Here is a 16,287-nt window from a genome sequence, read left to right on the forward strand (position 1 = left end):
GTAACATATTTAGGCTTGGCCGTTACGAGCCCGAGCTCTAGTATTGGCAGCATATCGAGAGGAGAGGCAAGCAATGAGTCAGCAATACAAGGTTCTGGTCGTCGACGATGATTTGAAATTACGTTCCCTGCTGGAGCGCTACTTGACCGAACAGGGGTTCGTGGTTCGGGGCGTCGCCAATGGTGAACAGGCCGACCGCCTGCTGACCCGTGAGAACTTCAGCCTGATGGTGCTGGATTTGATGCTGCCGGGGGAAGACGGCCTCTCCATCTGCCGCCGCCTGCGCGAGGCTGGCAACCAGATCCCGGTGCTGATGCTGACCGCCAAGGGGGATGAGGTGGATCGCATCGTCGGGCTCGAGATGGGTGCCGATGATTACCTGCCCAAGCCGTTCAACCCCCGTGAGCTGCTGGCCCGGATCCGCGCCGTGCTGCGCCGGCACACCGTCGAGTTGCCGGGAGCCCCCTCTACCGCCGAGAAGGTGGTGAGCTTTGGCAGCTATCAGCTCAACCTGGCGACCCGCGAGCTGAGCCGCGATGGTGACCCGGTTGCACTGACCAGCGGTGAATTCGCCGTGCTCAAGGTGCTGGTGAGCCATCCGCGCGAGCCTCTCTCCCGCGACAAGCTGATGAACCTGGCCCGCGGTCGTGAATACACCGCCACCGAGCGCAGCATCGACGTGCAGGTCTCCCGCCTGCGTCGCCTGCTGGAGCAGGATCCGGCGCAGCCCCGTTATCTGCAGACCGTCTGGGGTCTGGGCTATGTGTTCGTGCCGGACGGTGACGGCGAATGAAGAAAGTGAGCAGCATGTTCTCCCGCATGCTCTGGTTTTTGGCCGCCGTGCTGGTGGTCTATCAGTTTGTCTCCTATGCCACCTTCTACAACTATCTGCTGGCGCCGACCGTCAAGCAGATCAGCCACCTGCTGGCCAACCAGGTCAAGCTCATCTTCCCGGTCGAGAGCAACCAGCTGGCGCTGAGTGAAGATGCCGAGGCGCTGGTCTATGTGGCGACCGGCAGCGACATCTATACCCAGACCGAGGCGGAGCAGCACGGGCTCAACGAGTCCAAGCCCTACACCTATCTGGAAGAGAGCATCAGCCGCGAGCTGGGGGGCAAGACCAAGGTCAGGGTCGAGATCCAGGATCACTACATCATCTGGATCCAGCCGCCCCAGGCCAACAAGGTGTGGGTGCGCATCCCGCTGACCGAGATCGAAGATGACGACATCGAGCCGCTGATCCTCTACATGAGCGTGCTGCTGGTGGTGACCCTGTTCGCCGCCTGGCGCTTTGCCCGCCAGCTGGTGCGGCCGCTGGAGGATCTGGAGGCGGGGGCCGTGGCGGTGGCGCGTGGCAATTTCCCCGATGCGTTGGGGGAGCAGGGCTCGCGGGAGGTGCGTCGGCTGACTCGCACCTTCAATCACATGTCGAGCTCCATCAAGGGCCTGATCGAGGAGCGCAACCTGATGATGGCGGGCGTCTCCCACGATCTGCGTACCCCGCTGACCCGTATCCGGCTGGCGACCGAGATGATGTCCTCTGGCGATGAGTACCTCAAGGAGAGCATCAACGCGGACATTGACGAGTCCAACGGCATCATCGATCAGTTCATCGACTACATTCGGCCGGACGAGGGGCTGGATACCCAGCAGATCGACCTGACCCAACTGATCCACGACAGCTTGCTGGTACAGACCGATCAGGGACTGGAGGTGGAGCTCGAGTTGCCGGCCGAGGCAGTACGGGTGGCCTGCAACCCCATCAGCATCCGCCGCATCCTCAACAACCTGTCGGGCAATTCGCTGCGCTACGGTGCGAGCCGGCTGCAGGCCGAGCTCAAGGATGATGGTCACTGGGTGCGGCTGCGGTTGTCGGATGATGGCCCCGGCATTCCGGAGCAGGATTACTACCGGGTGCTCAAGCCCTTCACCCAGGGCAACGAGGCCCGTACCGGCAGCGGCAGCGGCCTGGGGTTGGCCATCGTCGCCAAGATCGTGTCCCAGCATCATGGCACCATCAGGCTGGGGCGCTCCGAGCTGGGGGGCTTGCTGGTGGAGATCCGGCTGCCCAAGAACCAGCCTCTGGAGTGGATTGATTGAACGAAGGGCGTATCCGTGGATACGCCCTTTGTATGTCAGGCTTGTGGCTCGCTGGTCTTGCGGTAGCGCCTGCCGTATTTCAGCTGCTGGATCAGCAGGGCGACGACGATGAGCGCCAGCCCGATCGGGGTGGCCGGGTGGATGGTTTCGCCGATCAGCAGGTTGAGCAGCACCAGCGAAGCAAACGGCGAGATGAAGATGAGGTTGCTGATGGGGGCCGTGTTGGTGGCGTGGCGCAGCGCCATCAGCCAGAGCACGAAGCCGAAGCCCATCTCGAACAGCCCCACGTAGATGGCGCCGGCCCACCCCTGCCAGGCGGTCATGGCAAAGTCCGAGAGCAGCCAGGTTGCCGCGACGATGAAGGGCAGGCTGATGAGGAAGCCCAGCAGCAGGCTGACGATGGGGTCGCCCTGGTTGCGGGTGTTGAGGATCCAGTAGCCGGCCCAGATCAGGGTCGACACCAGCGCCAGCGTGACGCCGAGAGGGCTGTCGAACTGCAGACCGAATACATCCCCCTTGGTGGCGATCACCAGCGCACCGAAGTAGCCGAGCACGATGGCCACCCCGTCGCGGCGGCGCAGCTTCTGACCGAGGAAGGGCACCGCCAGCAGACTGAGGGTGATGGCCCAGGTGTAGTTGAGGGTCTGCGCCTGCTGGGCGGGCAGCAGGTCATACGCCTTGAATAGCAGCAGGTAATAGAGGAAGGGGTTGAGTACTCCCAGTGCCAGATAGTAGAGGGGACGACTCTTGATGTAGCCGAGCAGCAGCGGGAGTTTGCCCTGACAGGCCACGATCACCCCCAGCGTCAGGGTCGAGGTGCAGGCCGCGACCAGCAGCAGCTGTACCGGTTCAAAGTAGGTGAGGGAGATCTTGAAGGCGCTGGCGACCGTCGACCAGAGGGCGACGGCGCAGAGTCCATATTGATAGGCTTTTTTCTGATCTTTGAGCATGGGGTGTCGTTCCGATGACGAAGGCCGGCGCACAGTCTACCAGCCTGTTTGCAACATTGTCGTTACCCCTGCCAGGCAAGGGCTTGCCCAGCCGTTGGCGAGATCCATCTGTCACATAAAATTGCGCACAATCTGTTCGCCTTCTCTTGCGCAAATTGAAAAAATCCGTATAATCCCCTCCGCTTACCCATGAGGTAAGCCAGACGATATGTCTGTTTGCTGAGTTTCCCGCTTGCGGGGGCCAGCCATACAGTCCTCCCGATATGGGAGGAAACGTGAAAAATCACACCTCTGGCGGGAGTAATCTCGGTCGGGCGGTGTTGATTTATGTTCTTTTATCTATTGGAGCTCTGTCAATGCAGAACCAAAGAATCCGTATCCGCCTGAAGGCTTTTGATCATCGCCTGATCGATCAATCCACTGCGGAAATCGTTGAAACTGCAAAGCGCACCGGCGCGCAGGTTCGCGGTCCTATTCCGCTGCCGACTCGCAAAGAGCGCTTCACCGTCCTGATCTCCCCGCACGTCAACAAAGATGCGCGTGATCAGTACGAGATCCGCACTCACAAGCGTCTGGTAGACATCGTTGAGCCGACTGACAAGACCGTTGACGCCCTGATGCGTCTGGATCTGGCAGCTGGTGTAGACGTCCAGATCAGCCTGGGTTAATTACGGAAAGAGGTTGATAACAATGACAATCGGTCTTGTAGGTCGCAAAGTGGGTATGACTCGCATCTTCACTGAAGATGGCGTTTCTATCCCGGTGACTGTTATCGAAGTTGAAGCTAACCGTGTAACTCAGGTCAAATCTGTAGAAACCGACGGCTACAACGCTATTCAGGTTACCACTGGCGCCAAGAAAGCCAGCCGTGTAACCAAGCCGGAAGCTGGCCACTTCGCCAAAGCTGGTGTAGAAGCCGGTCGCGGTCTGTGGGAATTCCGCCTGAACAACGGTGAAACTTTCACTGTTGGTAGCGAGCTGAAAGTAGATCTTCTCGCTGACGTTAAGCTGGTAGACGTTACCGGCACATCCAAGGGTAAAGGTTTTGCCGGTACTGTTAAGCGCTGGAACTTCCGCACCCAGGATATGACCCACGGTAACTCTCTGTCCCACCGTGTACCTGGCTCCATCGGTCAAAACCAGACCCCGGGCCGTGTATTCAAGGGCAAAAAGATGGCTGGTCACATGGGTGCTGAGCGTGTAACGACTCAGAACCTGGAACTGGTTCGTGTTGACGCTGAACGCAACCTGCTGCTCATCAAAGGCGCAGTACCGGGTGCAACCAACGGCAACGTGATCGTTAAACCTGCCGTCAAAGCGTAACGTCTGAGGAGATAGTAATGGAATTGGTAATGAAAGACGCCAAGAGCGCTCTTGAAGTTTCCGAGACTACCTTCGGGCGCGAATTCAACGAAGCTCTGGTTCACCAGGTTGTCGTTGCTTATGCCGCTGGTGCCCGTCAGGGTACTCGTGCGCAGCTGACTCGCTCTGAAGTGTCTGGTGGCGGCAAAAAGCCGTGGCGTCAGAAGGGTACTGGTCGTGCCCGTGCTGGCTCCATCCGTTCGCCCATTTGGCGTTCCGGTGGTGTGACTTTTGCAGCTAAGCCGCAAGATCACAGCCAGAAAGTAAACAAGAAGATGTACCGCGGCGCTATCCGTAGCATCCTGTCCGAGCTGGTACGTCAAGAGCGCCTGATCGTTGTTGAGAAGTTCGGCATCGAAGCTCCGAAGACCAAAGAACTGATCGCCAAGCTGAAAGAAATGGAACTGACTGACGTTCTGATCGTGACTGCTGAAGTCGATGAGAACCTGTTCCTGGCTGCTCGTAACCTGTACAAAGTTGACGTGCGTGACGTTGCCGGTATCGACCCGGTCAGCCTGATCGCTTTCGACAAGGTTCTGATGACTGCTGACGCAGTTAAGCAAATCGAGGAGATGCTGGCATGATCCGTGAAGAGCGTCTGCTGAAAGTTCTGAAGGCTCCGCACATCTCTGAAAAGAGCACCATGGTCGCAGAAAAGCAGAACACTATCGTGTTCAAAGTTGCTGTTGATGCCACCAAGGCGGAAGTCAAAGCTGCAGTTGCGAAACTGTTCGAGGTCGAAGTTGAGACCGTCCGTACCCTGAACATGAAGGGTAAGACCAAGCGCGCAGGTGCACGCGTAGGCCGTCGTTCCGATTGGAAAAAGGCTTATGTGACCCTGAAAGCTGGTCAGGACATCGACTTCATGGGCGCAGCCGAGTAAGAGGAGTTCTGAAAAATGGCAATCGTTAAGTGCAAGCCTACTTCTCCGGGCCGCCGCCACGTCGTCAAGATCGTCAACCAAGACCTGTACAAGGGCAAGCCCTTTGCAGCTCTGCTGGACAAGAAAGACAAGTCCGGTGGTCGTAACAACAACGGCCGCATCACCACCCGTCACATCGGCGGTGGTCACAAGCAACACTACCGTATCGTCGACTTCAAGCGCGACAAAGACGGTATCCCGGCCAAAGTAGAGCGCCTGGAATACGATCCTAACCGTACCGCAAACATCGCCCTGGTGCTGTATGCAGACGGTGAGCGTCGTTACATCCTGGCTCCGAAAGGCCTGAAAGCTGGTGATGCAATCGCTTCTGGTGCTGATGCCGCAATCAAGGTAGGTAACACCCTGCCGATGCGCAACATCCCGGTCGGTTCTACCGTTCACGCTGTTGAGATGAAGCCTGGTAAAGGTGCCCAGCTGGCTCGTTCCGCTGGTACTTTCATCCAGATCCTGGCTCGTGAAGGTAACTATGTAACTCTGCGTCTGCGTTCCGGCGAAGTACGTAAAGTTCTGGCCGAGTGCCGCGCCACCATCGGTGAAGTTGGTAACTCCGAGCACATGCTGCGTCAACTGGGTAAAGCCGGTGCAAACCGCTGGCGTGGTATTCGTCCGACCGTTCGCGGTATGGCGATGAACCCGGTCGACCACCCGCACGGTGGTGGTGAGGGTCGCAACAAGGGCATGCAGCCTGTGTCCCCATGGGGCCAGAAGGCTAAAGGCTTCAAGACCCGTAAGAACAAGCGTACCGACAAGTACATCGTACGTCGTCGTAACAAGTAATTGTTAACATAGAGGAATCACCATGCCACGTTCTCTCAAGAAGGGTCCATTTATTGACCTGCACTTGCTGAAGAAGGTAGAGAAAGCGGTGGAAAGCGGGGATAAAAAGCCGGTTAAGACCTGGTCCCGTCGTTCAATGATCATCCCGAACATGATCGGTTTGACCATCGCTGTCCATAATGGTCGTCAGCACGTTCCGGTTTTCGTTACCGAAGAAATGATCGGTCACAAACTGGGTGAATTCGCACCGACTCGTACTTATCGCGGCCATGCTGCTGATAAGAAGGCTAAGAAGCGCTAAGGGATAAATGATGGAAGCTATCGCTAAACACCGTTATGCCCGTACTTCTGCCCAGAAAGCTCGTCTGGTAGCCGATCAAGTACGTGGTCTGTCCGTAGACAAGGCTCTGAACATCCTGACCTTCAGCCCGAAAAAGGCTGCAGCTCTGGTGAAGAAAGTGCTGGAATCTGCCATTGCAAACGCTGAGCACAACGAAGGCGCCGATATCGACGCGCTGCGTGTTGCTACTATCATGGTCGACGAAGGTCCCTCCATGAAGCGCATCCGTCCGCGTGCCAAAGGTCGTGCGGATCGTATCCTCAAGCGTACCGCTCACATCACCGTAGTGGTATCCGACGCTAAGGCTGGGAGATAAGCAATGGGTCAGAAAGTACATCCTAATGGCATTCGCCTGGGTATTACCAAGCCTTGGAATTCTACCTGGTTCGCGAACACCAAAGACTTCGCTGACAACCTGTACAGCGATTTTCAAGTACGCCAGTTCCTGACCAAGGAACTGAAAAACGCGTCCTTGTCCAAGATCACCATCGAGCGTCCGGCCAAGAGCATCCGTGTGACCATTCACACCGCTCGTCCGGGTGTTGTGATCGGTAAGAAAGGCGAAGACGTTGAGAAACTGCGCAAAGCTGTAGCCGCAATTGCTGGCGTGCCTGCTCAGATCAACATTTCCGAAGTCCGCAAGCCGGAGCTGGATGGCAAACTGGTTGCCGACAGCATCACTTCCCAGCTGGAGCGTCGTGTAATGTTCCGTCGTGCTATGAAGCGCGCCGTACAGAACGCAATGCGCCTGGGTGCCAAGGGCATCAAAGTGGAAGTTTCCGGTCGTCTGGGCGGCGCTGAAATCGCGCGTACCGAATGGTACCGTGAAGGTCGTGTGCCGTTGCACACCCTGCGTGCCGACATCGACTACGCAACTTCTGAAGCCCACACCACTTACGGTGTGATCGGCGTTAAAGTTTGGATCTTCAAGGGCGAAGTTCTGGGCGGTCTGGCTGCTGTTAATGCCGCTGCTGCTCAAGAGCAAGCTCCTGCAAAGCCCAAGCGTGACAACAAGCGCCGCGCTGCTAAGTAAGGAGATTCGGTAAATGTTGCAACCAAAGCGTACTAAATTCCGCAAGACCCACAAGGGTCGTAACCGCGGTCTGGCCAACTCTGGTAACGAAGTATCCTTCGGTACCTTTGGCCTGAAGGCGACATCCCGTGGTCAACTGACTGCTCGTCAAATCGAAGCAGCCCGTCGTGCCATGACCCGTCACGTTAAGCGTCAAGGCAAGATCTGGATCCGTGTGTTCCCGGACAAGCCCATCACCGAAAAACCCCTCGAAGTTCGTATGGGTAAAGGTAAGGGTAACGTGGAATACTGGGTTTGCCCGATCCAGCCTGGCAAGGTTCTGTACGAGATGGATGGTGTACCTGAGGCTCTGGCGCGTGAAGCGTTTGCCCTGGCCGCAGCTAAGCTGTCCGTTCAGACCACTTTCGTAATTAAGACGGTGATGTGATGAAAGCCCAAGATCTGCGTCAAAAGAGCGTCGAAGAACTGAACCAGGAACTGCTGGGTCTGCTGCGTGAGCAATTCAACATGCGCATGCAAGCTTCCACCGGCCAGCTGGCTCAGACTCACACTCTGAAACAAGTGCGTCGTGACGTCGCACGTATCAAGACTGTACTGACTGAGAAGGCAGGTGCGTAATGACTGACAAGATCCGTACTCTGCAAGGTCGTGTAATCAGCGACAAGATGGACAAGTCCATCACTGTTGCTATCGAGCGCAAGGTAAAGCACCCGATCTACGGTAAGATCATCAAGCGCACTACCAAGCTGCACGTACATGATGAAAACAACGAATGCAAAGCTGGCGACCTCGTGCAAATCCGCGAATGCCGCCCGCTGTCCAAGACCAAGTCCTGGACCCTGGTTGCCGTTGTAGAAAAGGCCTAATCGGTACTTTGTAGTCCAAACGGCCCCTTAGCGGGGCCGTTTGTTTTTTAGGCTACCTTTTCTAAAAATCCTGTGTTATAGTTTCGCGCCTTTTGAAGGCAGCCAGATCCCGAGAGGGATAAGAAGTAAACAAAGCGGAGCACTAAGATGATCCAGATGCAAAGTATGCTGGGTGTTGCCGACAACTCCGGCGCTCGCAGTGTAATGTGTATTAAGGTTCTGGGTGGTTCGCACCGCCGTTACGCCGGCATCGGCGACATCATCAAGGTTTCCATCAAGGAAGCCATTCCTCGCGGTAAAGTGAAGAAAGGTGATGTGTATAACGCGGTGGTCGTACGCACCCGTAAAGGCGTTCGTCGTCCGGACGGCTCTGTCATCCGTTTCGACAACAATGCGGCTGTGTTGCTTAACAACAACCAACAGCCAATCGGTACTCGTATTTTTGGCCCGGTGACTCGTGAACTGCGTAATGAGAAGTTCATGAAGATTGTGTCCCTGGCACCCGAAGTACTGTAAGGAGTCGAACGATGGCAGCTAAAATCCGTCGCGAAGACGAAGTGATTGTTCTTACCGGCAAAGACAAGGGCAAGCGTGGCAAAGTCACTCAAGTCCTGATTGCAAAAGGTAAGGTAATCGTGGAAGGCATCAACCAGGTGAAGAAACACCAGAAGCCGGTACCCGCACTGGGTCAGGCTGGCGGTATCGTCACCAAAGAAGCCCCCATCGATGTATCTAACGTAGCGCTGTTCAACTCTGCCACTGGCAAGGCTGACCGCGTTGGTTTCCGGATTGAAGACGGCAAAAAAGTCCGTTTCTTCAAATCCACCGGCGAACTTGTGAAGTAATTGGAGTTTAACGATGGCGAAACTGCATGATTACTACAAATCCGATGTAGTAAATGAACTGTCCAAACAGTTCGGTTACAAGACTATCATGCAAGTCCCTCGGATCGAGAAAATCACCCTGAACATGGGTGTTGGTGAAGCGATCTCTGACAAGAAATTGCTGGAAAATGCTGCTGCCGATATGGCTGCCATTTCCGGTCAGAAGCCGCTGATCACCAAAGCTCGCAAATCTGTTGCGGGCTTCAAGATTCGTGAAGGCTACCCGATAGGTTGTAAAGTAACCCTGCGTGGCGAGCGTATGTGGGAGTTCCTGGAACGGCTGATTTGCATCTCCGTACCGCGTATCCGTGACTTCCGTGGCCTGAACGCTAAAGCGTTCGACGGTCGTGGTAACTACTCCATGGGCGTGCGTGAGCAAATCATCTTCCCGGAAATCGACTATGACAAGGTCGATCGCGTCCGTGGTCTGGATATCACCATCACCACTTCCGCGAATACCGATGAAGAAGGCCGTGCTCTGCTGGCTGCCTTTAACTTCCCATTCCGCAAGTAAGGTTAGGGTTATGGCTAAAACTTCCATGAAAGCACGTGAAGCAAAGCGTGCGAAGCTGGTAGCCAAGTTCGCCTCCAAGCGAACCGAGCTGAAAGCTATCATTGTTGATATGAACGCTTCTGAAGAAGCGCGTTGGGATGCTGTCCTGCAACTGCAACAGCTGCCCCGTGATTCCAGTCCGTCCCGCCAGCGTAACCGTTGCAATATTACTGGTCGTCCGCACGGTTTCCTGCGCAAGTTTGGCCTGTCTCGCATCAAGGTGCGTGAGCATGCCATGAAGGGCGAAATTCCGGGCCTGAAGAAGGCTTCTTGGTAACGAATCTCGGGAGTTAGACTTATGAGCATGCAAGATCCGATCGCGGATATGCTGACCCGCATCCGTAACGGTCAGGCGGCGAGCAAAGTTGCGGTTTCCATGCCTTCTTCCAAGCTGAAAGTGGCTATCGCCAAAGTGCTGAAAGAAGAAGGTTACATCACTGGCTACTCCGTAGCTGGTGACGTGAAGCCGGAACTGGAAATTGAACTGAAATATTTCCAGGGCAAGCCAGTTGTAGAACTGATCCAACGCGTGAGCCGTCCCGGCCTGCGTATTTACAAGCGCACTACTGATCTGCCGAAAGTTATGGGCGGTCTCGGTGTTGCTATCGTGTCCACGTCTAAAGGTGTGATGACTGACCGTGCTGCCCGCAAAGCAAGCATGGGCGGTGAGATCATCTGCTACGTCGCTTAATAGGAGGTAGGAAATGTCTCGTGTTGCTAAGGCACCCGTCACTATTCCTGCTGGCGTAGAGGTGACTCTGAACGGCCAGGAACTGTCCATCAAAGGTGGTAAAGGTTCCCTGGTTCGCTCTATTCACGCCGGTGTAGAAGTGACCAAAGAAGACAATGTACTGAAGTTCGCCCCGCGCGACGGCATCGCTGGTGCTGACGCTCAGGCCGGTACTGCCCGTGCATTGGTCAACAACATGGTAATCGGTGTTACCCAAGGCTTCGAGCGCAAGCTGCAGCTGGTTGGTGTAGGTTATAAAGCCTCCATCAAGGGCAATGCTGTTGCGCTGGCTCTGGGCTTCTCTCACCCGGTAGAGCATGCGCTGCCGGCTGGTGTGACCGCTGAGTGCCCGACTGCCACAGAAATCGTTCTGCGTGGTGTCGACAAGCAGCTGGTTGGCCAAGTCGCCGCCGATATCCGTGCTTACCGCGCTCCGGAGCCCTACAAGGGCAAGGGTGTACGCTATGCCAACGAGCAAGTGCGTACTAAAGAAGCTAAGAAGAAGTAAGGTAACACTATGGACAAGAAAGCAGCTCGTCTCCGTCGTGCTACTCGTGCTCGGAAAAAGATGCAGGAACTGGGAGCTACCCGTCTGGTTGTTCACCGTACCCCGCGTCATATCTATGCGCAGGTTATTGCAGCCAACGGTTCCGAAGTTCTGGCCTCTGCTTCCACAGTAGAGAAAGCCATCAGTGAAGCTATTAAATACACCGGTAACGCTGATGCAGCGACCGCGGTAGGTAAAGCAATCGCTGAGCGTGCTATTGCCAAAGGCGTTCAGAACGTATCTTTCGATCGTTCCGGTTTCAAGTATCACGGTCGCATCGCTGCTCTGGCAGCTGCTGCACGTGACGCTGGTCTTCAGTTCTAAGCTAGGAGTCGAAGATGGCTAAAGTCGAATCTCAAGCCGGCGAACTGCAAGAAAAGCTGATTGCAGTAAACCGTGTTTCGAAAACTGTTAAAGGTGGTCGTATCATGTCCTTCACCGCGTTGACCGTGGTGGGTGATGGTAACGGCCGTGTAGGTTACGGTTACGGTAAAGCCCGTGAAGTTCCGGCCGCTATTCAAAAAGCGATGGAACAGGCTAAGCGTAACCTGAACAAGGTTGAGCTGAACAACGGCACTCTGCACCACCCGGTGCGCGGTGTTCACTCCGGTTCCACCGTGTTCATGAAGCCGGCCTCTCAAGGTACTGGTATCATTGCAGGCGGCGCCATGCGTGCTGTCCTGGAAGTTGCTGGTATCCACAACGTGCTGGCCAAGACCTACGGTTCCACCAACCCAATCAACGTTGTTCGCGCAACTGTCGACGCTCTGGTACAGGGTCAATCCCCGGCCCAGATCGCTGCCAAGCGTGGTCTGCGCGTTGAAGAAATTCTGGGGTAATGCGACATGGCTAACACTGTAAAAGTAACTCAAACTCGCAGCTCTATCGGCCGTCTGCCAAAGCACAAGGCGACTCTGCGTGGTCTGGGTCTGCGTCGCATTGGTCACACCGTTGAGCTGGAAGATACTCCCTGCGTACGCGGCATGATCAACCAGGTTTATTACATGGTTAAGGTGGAGGGCTAAGCATGCGTCTGAATACTCTGTCTCCGGCCGCTGGCTCCAAGCGCGTTAAGCACCGTCCGGGCCGTGGTATCGGTTCTGGTCTGGGCAAGACCGGTGGTCGTGGCGTTAAAGGTCAAACCTCTCGTTCCGGTGGCGGCAAAGTCCGCAACGGTTTCGAAGGCGGCCAGATGCCTTTGAAAATCCGTCTGCCGAAGTTCGGTTTCTTCTCCCGCAAATCTTTGGTTTCTGCCGAAGTGCGCCTGAACGAAATCGCCCTGGTAGAAGGTGATGTGGTCGACGTGAGCACTCTGAAGCAAGCCGGTGTTATTACTAAAAACATCGTGTTCGCTAAAGTTGTTCTGTCTGGCAACATTGACCGTGCTGTGACCGTTCGTGGTCTGTCCGTCACCAAAGGTGCGCGTGCAGCCATCGAGGCCGCTGGCGGTAAAATCGAGGAATAATCAGTACAATGGCTAAGAAACCAGGATTGGATGTTAAAGCACAGGGTGGTCTGAGTGAACTGAAGAGCCGTCTGCTCTTCGTTCTCGGGGCGATTATCGTTTTCCGTGCAGGCTCTTATGTGCCGATTCCTGGTATTGACGCCGCCGTACTGGCCGAGTTGTTCCAACAACAGAAGGGCACCATCATTGAGATGTTCAACATGTTCAGTGGTGGTGCACTCTCGCGTGCTTCTATTCTTGCGCTGGGGATCATGCCGTACATTTCGGCGTCGATCATTATCCAGCTGCTGACTGTGGTTCACCCCGCTCTTGCTGAACTCAAGAAAGAAGGTGAATCCGGCCGTCGCAAGATTAGCCAATATACCCGTTGGGGCACGCTGGTTTTGGGAACGTTCCAGGCCATTGGTATTGCAACCGGTCTGCCGAATATGATGCAAGGACTCGTGACTCATCCGGGTTTGGGCTTCTATTTTACGGCCGTTGTGAGTCTGGTCACCGGTACCATGTTCTTGATGTGGTTGGGTGAGCAGATTACCGAGCGTGGGATTGGTAATGGTATCTCGTTGATTATCTTCACAGGTATCGTTGCTGGTCTGCCTCATGCCATTGGCGCTACGGCCGAACAGGCACGTCAAGGGGAATTGCACATCCTGCTGTTGTTGTTGCTGGGCTTGATTGTTTTCGCAGTGACTTACTTTGTGGTGTTCGTGGAGCGTGGTCAGCGTCGTATCGTCGTTAACTATGCCAAGCGTCAACAGGGCCGCCAGGTATTTGCCGCGCAAAGCACACACCTGCCGTTGAAAGTGAATATGGCCGGTGTGATTCCTGCGATTTTCGCATCCAGCATCATCCTCTTCCCTGGGACCATTACCTCTTGGTTTGGTCAGGGCGAGGGCAAGATCGCTGACATCCTGCAACAGGTCTCTATGGTCCTGCAGCCGGGTCAGCCCTTGTATGAGATGCTCTATGCAGCAGCCATTATCTTCTTCTGCTTCTTCTATACCGCGCTGGTGTTCAACCCCCGCGAGACAGCAGACAACCTGAAGAAGAGTGGAGCCTTTATCCCGGGGATCCGCCCGGGCGAGCAGACAGCACGTTATATCGATAAGGTTATGACTCGCCTGACATTGGCAGGTGCGCTCTATATAACCTTTATCTGTCTGGTACCCCAGTTCTTGATGACTGCCTGGAACGTACAGTTCTATTTCGGTGGCACCTCGCTGCTGATTATCGTGGTAGTTATCATGGACTTCATGGCTCAGGTTCAGACCCATATGATGTCTCATCAATATGGCGATGTCCTGAGGAAGGCCAACCTGAAGGGCTACGGCCGCTAAAGGTCGGCGTAGTTACGGAGTTAAGCAATGAAAGTTCGTGCTTCCGTTAAGGCAATCTGCCGTAACTGCAAAATCATCAAGCGTCACGGTGTGGTGCGTGTGATTTGCAGCGAGCCAAAGCATAAACAGCGCCAAGGCTAATTTTTTACGGTTAGTACTTGCAACAAATAGTTGTGCTGGCTAATATAGCCAGCCAACTTTTGTTGTGTATTGGTTGACCGCCACGTATCCGCTCACGGGCTTTGTGGTGGTCGTAATCTACTATATGTAGGAGTGAATAGTGGCCCGTATCGCTGGCATTAACATTCCTGACCATAAGCATGCAGTCATTGCTTTGACTGCTATTTATGGCGTCGGTCGTACCCGCTCCAAGGCCATCTGTGCCGCAGCCGGTATCGCTGAGAATGTGAAAATTAAAGACCTGGACGAAGCTCAGATCGAGAATCTGCGTGAACAAGTAGGTAAATTCACCGTTGAAGGTGACCTGCGTCGTCAGATTTCCATGAACATCAAGCGATTGATGGATCTGGGTTGCTACCGTGGTTTGCGTCACCGTCGTAGCCTGCCTGTTCGTGGTCAACGTACCAAGACCAACGCTCGTACCCGTAAGGGTCCGCGCAAGGCTATCAAGAAGTAACGGGAAGGTAGAAAATGGCTAAAACTCCGACTCGTGCTCGCAAGCGCGTTAAAAAGCAAGTGAGCGACGGTATTGCGCACGTTCATGCATCTTTCAACAACACAATCGTGACCATTACTGACCGTCAGGGCAATGCTCTGTCATGGGCTACCTCCGGTGGTTCAGGTTTCCGTGGTTCCCGTAAGTCCACTCCGTTTGCTGCCCAGGTAGCTGCTGAGCGTGCTGGTGAGATCGCCAAAGAATACGGCGTGAAGAACCTGGAAGTCATGGTCAAAGGTCCGGGTCCCGGTCGTGAGTCTTCCATCCGCGCTCTGAACGCGGCTGGTTTCCGCATCACTAACATTACTGATGTGACTCCGATCCCGCACAACGGTTGTCGTCCTCCCAAGAAGCGCCGCGTGTAACGCTGTAGCTACTTGGTCTAGGATTGTTGGAGAAAGAAGATGGCAAGATATATCGGTCCTAAGCTTAAGCTTAGCCGTCGTGAGGGCACCGACCTCTTCCTGAAGTCTGGTGTTCGTGCGATTGATTCTAAGTGCAAGATTGACACCGTTCCTGGTCAACACGGTGCGCGTAAAGCGCGTCTGTCTGACTACGGTGTTCAGCTGCGCGAGAAACAAAAAGTTCGTCGTATCTACGGCGTATTGGAAAAACAGTTCCGCAACTACTACCGCGACGCTGCCCGTCAAAAGGGTAACACCGGTGAAAACCTGTTGCAGCTGCTGGAAGGTCGTTTGGACAACGTTGTTTACCGTATGGGCTTCGGTGCTACCCGTGCTGAATCTCGTCAGCTGGTGAGCCACAAGGCCATCATGGTCAACGGTCGCGTTGTGAACATTCCTTCTTTCCAGGTTTCCCCTGAGGACGTGATCTGCGTTCGTGAGAAGGCTAAGAAGCAAGCGCGTATCAAAGCATCCCTCGAGGTTGCTGGTCAGCGCGAGAAGCCGACTTGGGTAGAGGTTGATGCCGCTAAAATGGAAGGTGCTTTCAAGCGTCTGCCAGAGCGTTCCGACCTGTCTGCCGACATTAACGAACAGCTGATCGTCGAGCTTTACTCCAAGTAAAGCTAGCTTCTAAAGAGAGGACACAATGCTGGGTTCTGTAACAGATTTTCTTAAACCGCGGCTAGTTGACATCGAGCAAGTTAGCCCGACTCATGCGAAAGTGACTCTCGAGCCACTTGAGCGTGGCTTTGGTCACACGCTGGGTAATGCCCTGCGTCGTATTTTGCTGTCTTCTATGCCCGGTTGTGCAGTTACTGAAGTCGAAATTGACGGGGTACTGCATGAGTACAGCAGCAAAGAAGGTGTACAGGAAGACATTCTTGAAATCCTGCTCAACCTGAAAGGTATCGCTGTGAAGCTGGAAGGCAAGGACGAGGTAACTCTGTCCCTGACCAAGTCTGGAACAGGCCCCGTTACCGCTGGTGATATCACTCACGGTGATGAAGTCGAGATCGTAAACCCGGAGCACGTAATCTGCCACCTGACTGGCGCCAATGCTGAAATCAGCATGCGCCTGAAAGTTCAGCGCGGTCGTGGTTATGTGCCTGCTTCTGCTCGTGTTCACAACGATGATGAAGAGCGTCCTATTGGTCGCCTGCTGCTGGACTCCGCGTTCAGCCCCATCGTTCGTATTGCCTACAACGTTGAGGCAGCACGTGTGGAGCAGCGTACCGACTTGGACAAGCTGGTCATCGACATGGAGACCAATGGTACTCTGGATCCTGAAGAGGCCATCCGTCGTTCTGCCACTATTCTGGC

Annotated in this window: 30 protein-coding genes (1 of these 30 cut by a window edge); 29 read left to right on the top strand and 1 reads right to left on the bottom strand. The window is 54.9% G+C overall.

Annotated features, from left to right (window positions below):
* Positions 1-73 precede the first annotated feature (73 nt).
* Both ompR and envZ read left to right on the top strand, forming a co-directional pair.
* Positions 74-793, top strand: coding sequence for a two-component system response regulator OmpR (ompR, locus tag E5E97_RS05690; RefSeq protein ID WP_005307934.1), 720 nt, complete (start codon positions 74-76; stop codon positions 791-793).
* Positions 790-2,100 (top strand): two-component system sensor histidine kinase EnvZ, encoded by a 1,311-nt coding sequence (gene envZ / locus E5E97_RS05695; protein ID WP_017410611.1) that lies wholly within the window; start codon positions 790-792, stop codon positions 2,098-2,100. The genes ompR and envZ overlap by 4 nt, the downstream gene beginning before the upstream one ends.
* Before the next feature lie 35 nt (positions 2,101-2,135).
* Here the strand turns inward: envZ and E5E97_RS05700 are convergent, their stop codons facing one another.
* Positions 2,136-3,050, bottom strand: coding sequence for a DMT family transporter (locus E5E97_RS05700; protein WP_024944691.1), 915 nt, complete (start codon positions 3,048-3,050; stop codon positions 2,136-2,138).
* A gap of 356 nt (positions 3,051-3,406) precedes the next feature.
* Between E5E97_RS05700 and rpsJ the strand changes: the two genes are divergently transcribed.
* The 27 genes from rpsJ to rpoA all read left to right on the top strand — a co-directional run.
* Positions 3,407-3,718 carry a 30S ribosomal protein S10 gene (gene rpsJ, locus E5E97_RS05705; RefSeq protein ID WP_005307944.1) on the top strand — a complete coding sequence of 104 codons (312 nt, stop codon included), beginning with the start codon at positions 3,407-3,409 and terminating at the stop codon, positions 3,716-3,718.
* Positions 3,719-3,740: 22 nt separating this feature from the next.
* Entirely contained in the window at positions 3,741-4,373 is a 633-nt protein-coding gene (gene rplC, locus E5E97_RS05710) for a 50S ribosomal protein L3 (RefSeq protein WP_010672559.1), read from the top strand.
* A 17-nt stretch (positions 4,374-4,390) separates the two neighbouring features.
* Complete coding sequence (gene rplD, locus E5E97_RS05715; protein ID WP_005340616.1) at positions 4,391-4,996, top strand: 50S ribosomal protein L4; 606 nt, start codon at positions 4,391-4,393, stop codon at positions 4,994-4,996.
* Complete coding sequence (gene rplW, locus E5E97_RS05720; RefSeq protein ID WP_342690021.1) at positions 4,996-5,295, top strand: 50S ribosomal protein L23; 300 nt, start codon at positions 4,996-4,998, stop codon at positions 5,293-5,295. Before rplD ends, rplW begins: the two co-directional genes overlap by 1 nt.
* A 15-nt stretch (positions 5,296-5,310) precedes the next feature.
* Positions 5,311-6,132 (top strand): 50S ribosomal protein L2, encoded by an 822-nt coding sequence (gene rplB, locus E5E97_RS05725; RefSeq protein ID WP_005307957.1) that lies wholly within the window; start codon positions 5,311-5,313, stop codon positions 6,130-6,132.
* Positions 6,133-6,154: 22 nt separating this feature from the next.
* A complete protein-coding gene (rpsS, locus tag E5E97_RS05730) occupies positions 6,155-6,433 on the top strand; it encodes a 30S ribosomal protein S19 (protein WP_005307960.1) in 279 nt (92 codons plus the stop codon).
* A 10-nt stretch (positions 6,434-6,443) separates the two neighbouring features.
* On the top strand, positions 6,444-6,788 hold the full coding sequence (rplV, locus tag E5E97_RS05735) for a 50S ribosomal protein L22 (RefSeq protein WP_011704314.1): 345 nt from the start codon (positions 6,444-6,446) through the stop codon (positions 6,786-6,788).
* A 3-nt stretch (positions 6,789-6,791) separates the two neighbouring features.
* Complete coding sequence (gene rpsC / locus E5E97_RS05740; RefSeq protein ID WP_005331168.1) at positions 6,792-7,505, top strand: 30S ribosomal protein S3; 714 nt, start codon at positions 6,792-6,794, stop codon at positions 7,503-7,505.
* 13 nt (positions 7,506-7,518) lie between these two features.
* A complete protein-coding gene (gene rplP, locus E5E97_RS05745; RefSeq protein WP_005307963.1) occupies positions 7,519-7,932 on the top strand; it encodes a 50S ribosomal protein L16 in 414 nt (137 codons plus the stop codon).
* Positions 7,932-8,123 (top strand): 50S ribosomal protein L29, encoded by a 192-nt coding sequence (rpmC, locus tag E5E97_RS05750; protein WP_005307965.1) that lies wholly within the window; start codon positions 7,932-7,934, stop codon positions 8,121-8,123. The genes rplP and rpmC overlap by 1 nt, the downstream gene beginning before the upstream one ends.
* Positions 8,123-8,371: a 30S ribosomal protein S17 gene (gene rpsQ, locus E5E97_RS05755; RefSeq protein ID WP_171279973.1), complete on the top strand. Its 249-nt coding sequence runs from the start codon at positions 8,123-8,125 to the stop codon at positions 8,369-8,371. The genes rpmC and rpsQ overlap by 1 nt, the downstream gene beginning before the upstream one ends.
* A 147-nt stretch (positions 8,372-8,518) precedes the next feature.
* Positions 8,519-8,887: a 50S ribosomal protein L14 gene (gene rplN / locus E5E97_RS05760; RefSeq protein WP_005307975.1), complete on the top strand. Its 369-nt coding sequence runs from the start codon at positions 8,519-8,521 to the stop codon at positions 8,885-8,887.
* Positions 8,888-8,898: 11 nt separating this feature from the next.
* Positions 8,899-9,216, top strand: coding sequence for a 50S ribosomal protein L24 (gene rplX / locus E5E97_RS05765; protein ID WP_005307977.1), 318 nt, complete (start codon positions 8,899-8,901; stop codon positions 9,214-9,216).
* Positions 9,217-9,229: 13 nt separating this feature from the next.
* On the top strand, positions 9,230-9,769 hold the full coding sequence (gene rplE / locus E5E97_RS05770) for a 50S ribosomal protein L5 (protein WP_005331162.1): 540 nt from the start codon (positions 9,230-9,232) through the stop codon (positions 9,767-9,769).
* 10 nt (positions 9,770-9,779) lie between these two features.
* Positions 9,780-10,085 (top strand): 30S ribosomal protein S14, encoded by a 306-nt coding sequence (rpsN, locus tag E5E97_RS05775; protein WP_011704315.1) that lies wholly within the window; start codon positions 9,780-9,782, stop codon positions 10,083-10,085.
* A 21-nt stretch (positions 10,086-10,106) separates the two neighbouring features.
* A complete protein-coding gene (gene rpsH, locus E5E97_RS05780; protein ID WP_011704316.1) occupies positions 10,107-10,499 on the top strand; it encodes a 30S ribosomal protein S8 in 393 nt (130 codons plus the stop codon).
* A gap of 13 nt (positions 10,500-10,512) precedes the next feature.
* Positions 10,513-11,046 (top strand): 50S ribosomal protein L6, encoded by a 534-nt coding sequence (gene rplF, locus E5E97_RS05785; protein WP_005307981.1) that lies wholly within the window; start codon positions 10,513-10,515, stop codon positions 11,044-11,046.
* Between the two features lie 9 nt (positions 11,047-11,055).
* A complete protein-coding gene (gene rplR, locus E5E97_RS05790) occupies positions 11,056-11,409 on the top strand; it encodes a 50S ribosomal protein L18 (RefSeq protein ID WP_011704317.1) in 354 nt (117 codons plus the stop codon).
* Between the two features lie 14 nt (positions 11,410-11,423).
* Positions 11,424-11,924: a 30S ribosomal protein S5 gene (gene rpsE / locus E5E97_RS05795; RefSeq protein ID WP_011704318.1), complete on the top strand. Its 501-nt coding sequence runs from the start codon at positions 11,424-11,426 to the stop codon at positions 11,922-11,924.
* Between the two features lie 6 nt (positions 11,925-11,930).
* Positions 11,931-12,110, top strand: a complete 180-nt coding sequence (rpmD, locus tag E5E97_RS05800) for a 50S ribosomal protein L30 (protein WP_005307985.1) — start codon at positions 11,931-11,933, stop codon at positions 12,108-12,110.
* Positions 12,111-12,112: 2 nt separating this feature from the next.
* Positions 12,113-12,550, top strand: a complete 438-nt coding sequence (gene rplO, locus E5E97_RS05805) for a 50S ribosomal protein L15 (protein WP_005307987.1) — start codon at positions 12,113-12,115, stop codon at positions 12,548-12,550.
* 8 nt (positions 12,551-12,558) lie between these two features.
* Positions 12,559-13,887 (top strand): preprotein translocase subunit SecY, encoded by a 1,329-nt coding sequence (gene secY, locus E5E97_RS05810; RefSeq protein WP_010672567.1) that lies wholly within the window; start codon positions 12,559-12,561, stop codon positions 13,885-13,887.
* Between the two features lie 27 nt (positions 13,888-13,914).
* A complete protein-coding gene (gene rpmJ / locus E5E97_RS05815) occupies positions 13,915-14,028 on the top strand; it encodes a 50S ribosomal protein L36 (protein ID WP_005319705.1) in 114 nt (37 codons plus the stop codon).
* Between the two features lie 139 nt (positions 14,029-14,167).
* Complete coding sequence (gene rpsM / locus E5E97_RS05820) at positions 14,168-14,524, top strand: 30S ribosomal protein S13 (RefSeq protein ID WP_024944692.1); 357 nt, start codon at positions 14,168-14,170, stop codon at positions 14,522-14,524.
* Between the two features lie 14 nt (positions 14,525-14,538).
* The gene (gene rpsK, locus E5E97_RS05825; protein ID WP_005319702.1) at positions 14,539-14,928 is read left to right on the top strand and encodes a 30S ribosomal protein S11; all 390 of its coding nucleotides are present in this window, start codon (positions 14,539-14,541) and stop codon (positions 14,926-14,928) included.
* 39 nt (positions 14,929-14,967) lie between these two features.
* Complete coding sequence (gene rpsD / locus E5E97_RS05830; protein WP_011704319.1) at positions 14,968-15,588, top strand: 30S ribosomal protein S4; 621 nt, start codon at positions 14,968-14,970, stop codon at positions 15,586-15,588.
* A 25-nt stretch (positions 15,589-15,613) separates the two neighbouring features.
* Positions 15,614-16,287: the 5' portion of a DNA-directed RNA polymerase subunit alpha gene (rpoA, locus tag E5E97_RS05835; RefSeq protein WP_005307997.1), read on the top strand. Its footprint extends 316 nt past the window's final position; only the first 674 of its 990 coding nucleotides appear in the window; it begins with the start codon at positions 15,614-15,616; its stop codon lies beyond the right edge, outside the window.

It is taken from the genome of Aeromonas sp. 2692-1, assembly GCF_013085505.1.
In the GTDB taxonomy this organism is placed as follows: Bacteria; Pseudomonadota; Gammaproteobacteria; order Enterobacterales; family Aeromonadaceae; genus Aeromonas; species Aeromonas hydrophila.